Here is a 2,428-nt window from a genome sequence, read left to right on the forward strand (position 1 = left end):
CGATGGCGACGTTGTACGCTTTTTTGGCGGCGCGCTTCACGCCTTTCCAGATGCGGCCCCAGCTTAGCCAGAAGCCTTCCGGGTCGATATTGTTGACCGGGTCCCCTTCGGCGTACAGGTAACGGTTCAGGGTGATCGGGTCGTCTTCTTCCCCTTCATGGCTGTCCGGGATGATGAAGCGGCCGGTCGCCGGGTCGTAATCCCGCAGCAAGTTGATGTTTCTGTTGTGTATAGCTTCTGTATATAAAAAGGCTGTTGACTGGATTGCCAACAGCCCCAACTAACATACATTAATCTCAATCAATATTATCTGGATCAAATTCTTCTACTCCGGCAACGATAAAAGCATCTCCATAATCTTGAAAGTCCTCTTTCTCAAAGAACCATACTTCTTCTCCTTCACTTTCTATCATCTTTTGCAGTAATTCCTTAAATGATTTTGCAATAATTGGTGTTTCTCCAATTACTCCAAAAGAGTCCCAAAAACCGAGATAACACAAGCCATGTCTTTCTTTGTTTAAATCAATCACAATATAGTTTGCATCACCTAAATCAACCAACACATAACACTCAGATGTAAATAGTAACTGTGTATTTCCTCGGTTTAGTTCAAGTTCGAGTAATTCTTCATCGGCAATGAGTATTGGATTAGCTAGCTTAAACTCCTGTGGCTGAACAATACGATAAGTATTTTCTGCATGAGGGAATAGAGTTACGCCTCCAAATTTTTCATAAAACAATTGCAAATCATCGGGCAAACACTGATTTTCTACTACTCGAGGTAAACCAGACGGCTTGTCAATCTCTACATCAGATAAACTCTGTAAACCTTTAATTGTTTGACAAATGTCCATTAAATCATCACCATTTCTAATCCAAACTATAAATATACTGGTGAAATTTCTGGTAGTAGTTATTTCTTACTTCTTTAGAAACTTTCGCAGCATCAAACATTTCTTCCGATAAATCGTGAATTTCTTTTGCACTTATGTTATTCCAATCTACTCTTGCTGTAACTGATCCATGTCGCCCGGGTTCAGATTCTTCGCCACAACCCAGCCTTTGGTCCTTCACCAAGAATGGATACTCGGAGGTGGTTTGCAGCTTCTCCTTGGATATACCTTCATTGGATTTCACCGCGCCCGCGCCGGGAATGAAACGGCTAAGAAAAAGAAAAACCGAAGTCCATTTTGTTAGACTTCGGCTTTTAAGCATGTAGGAAGGTTGGTTTACTATCCTTTGTTAAGCTTCCCAGACCAATTCACAGTCTAAACCCTTCGATCCATGCTCCTTTACTCTTTCAATAAAAGATTCCATGACATAAAGAGGGCTTTTCCAGTTATTAATTCTAAAAATAGGAGACCGGATGGTACCGTCTTCCCTTAGTAACCGTTCCTTAATGAACACATGCTTTTTAATCGCAAATAATCGTCCATCATCGAATCAATCCCCAATGGTCTTCTCATCATCTAATGCATCCAAGACAGCAAACGCATTATACAAATAATATTCTCCAAAGTCACATTCCACCAACAAAAATTCCCCATGGGGTGCTAACAGGTCTTCCATTGCCTCTTTGGCCCGTTTGCTCATGGCGATAAGATCCGGTAAAAACCAAGGAAAATCCCCGATGGGTCGCTTTTTTCTTCGTTTGTCTTCTACCACTTTCATTTGTAACGGTACCCAATTATCCTTTAAAGGAGTTCCCAACAAATCCCGGACAACCCTAAAATCAACATATTTTTTAAACTCCAGGTCATGACGTTTGCTGTTTGATACTATCCAATTCTATAGATTTAAGTATGCATACAATAAAAAACTGCTAAGAATTGGACCTCAAAAAGACGCTTAATTTTTCGTCAATGTCTGTGAACGAAATAACTTTTCAACATCCAGCAAAATGATTTAATGTAGTCATCGGCTTTTGCTCTTCTGGTAATTTTTGATCGATTCGATAGCCTCTCTCGCAGATTCGCGTATATCATCCTCTGGATAACACACATATTTTTCTAACACCGATATATATTTTGTGTCCCCAGAAAATCCTATTATCTCAATCATTTCTTCTATATCATCTGGGAATATGTCGAGTCCTTCAACAATTAAGTTCCAATTAATCTCATCTCTGTGATAATCACCATAATAGTGTGACAACGCATTAATGATAATTGACAATAATAACATCCTTAGCTCTTTATTTTTCTCAATTAAAGCTTCTTTGATTAATAAATTTATTATTGATGTAACTTCTTCTATATTAATTCTACCTAAAACAAAATCAAAATCTAATCGTTCTAGTTCCAACTCTTTTTTTGTTAAATCACCTAATTCTAAAATTCCCTGCACCTCTTTTAATAACATCCGATTAACCCCTTAATTTTGGACAGAGTGTATCTTAAGCTCGCTTTTTCACCCTTTTTCAACTAAA

The 2,428-nt window shown here is 38.5% G+C and carries 5 protein-coding genes; all 5 read right to left on the reverse strand.

Features of this window, described 5'->3' with window-relative positions; translation table 11 throughout:
* The coding region (locus ACFQNG_RS18565) for an RHS repeat-associated core domain-containing protein (protein WP_379867405.1) at positions 1–211 on the reverse strand (211 nt) is incomplete at its 3' end.
* A gap of 85 nt (positions 212–296) precedes the next feature.
* Positions 297–854 (reverse strand): SMI1/KNR4 family protein, encoded by a 558-nt coding sequence (locus tag ACFQNG_RS18570; RefSeq protein WP_379867406.1) that lies wholly within the window; start codon positions 852–854, stop codon positions 297–299.
* Between the two features lie 16 nt (positions 855–870).
* Positions 871–1,137: a hypothetical protein gene (locus ACFQNG_RS18575; protein ID WP_379867407.1), complete on the reverse strand. Its 267-nt coding sequence runs from the start codon at positions 1,135–1,137 to the stop codon at positions 871–873.
* Positions 1,138–1,443: 306 nt separating this feature from the next.
* Positions 1,444–1,671 (reverse strand): hypothetical protein, encoded by a 228-nt coding sequence (locus ACFQNG_RS18580; protein WP_379867408.1) that lies wholly within the window; start codon positions 1,669–1,671, stop codon positions 1,444–1,446.
* 243 nt (positions 1,672–1,914) lie between these two features.
* Positions 1,915–2,361: a hypothetical protein gene (locus tag ACFQNG_RS18585; protein WP_379867409.1), complete on the reverse strand. Its 447-nt coding sequence runs from the start codon at positions 2,359–2,361 to the stop codon at positions 1,915–1,917.
* Between the last annotated feature and the right edge of the window lie 67 nt (positions 2,362–2,428).

Origin of the sequence: Laceyella putida (assembly GCF_042665195.1) — a bacterium.
GTDB classification, from domain to species: domain Bacteria; phylum Bacillota; class Bacilli; order Thermoactinomycetales; family Thermoactinomycetaceae; genus Laceyella; species Laceyella putida.

What these genes read in the sequence shown, in the direction of transcription:
- ACFQNG_RS18585 (WP_379867409.1), bottom strand. Translation starts at nt 2,361, where the DNA reads ATGTTATTAAAAGAGGTGCAGGGAATTTTAGAATTAGGTGATTTAACA.
- ACFQNG_RS18570 (WP_379867406.1), bottom strand. Translation starts at nt 854, where the DNA reads ATGGACATTTGTCAAACAATTAAAGGTTTACAGAGTTTATCTGATGTA.
- ACFQNG_RS18580 (WP_379867408.1), bottom strand. Translation starts at nt 1,671, where the DNA reads ATGAAAGTGGTAGAAGACAAACGAAGAAAAAAGCGACCCATCGGGGAT.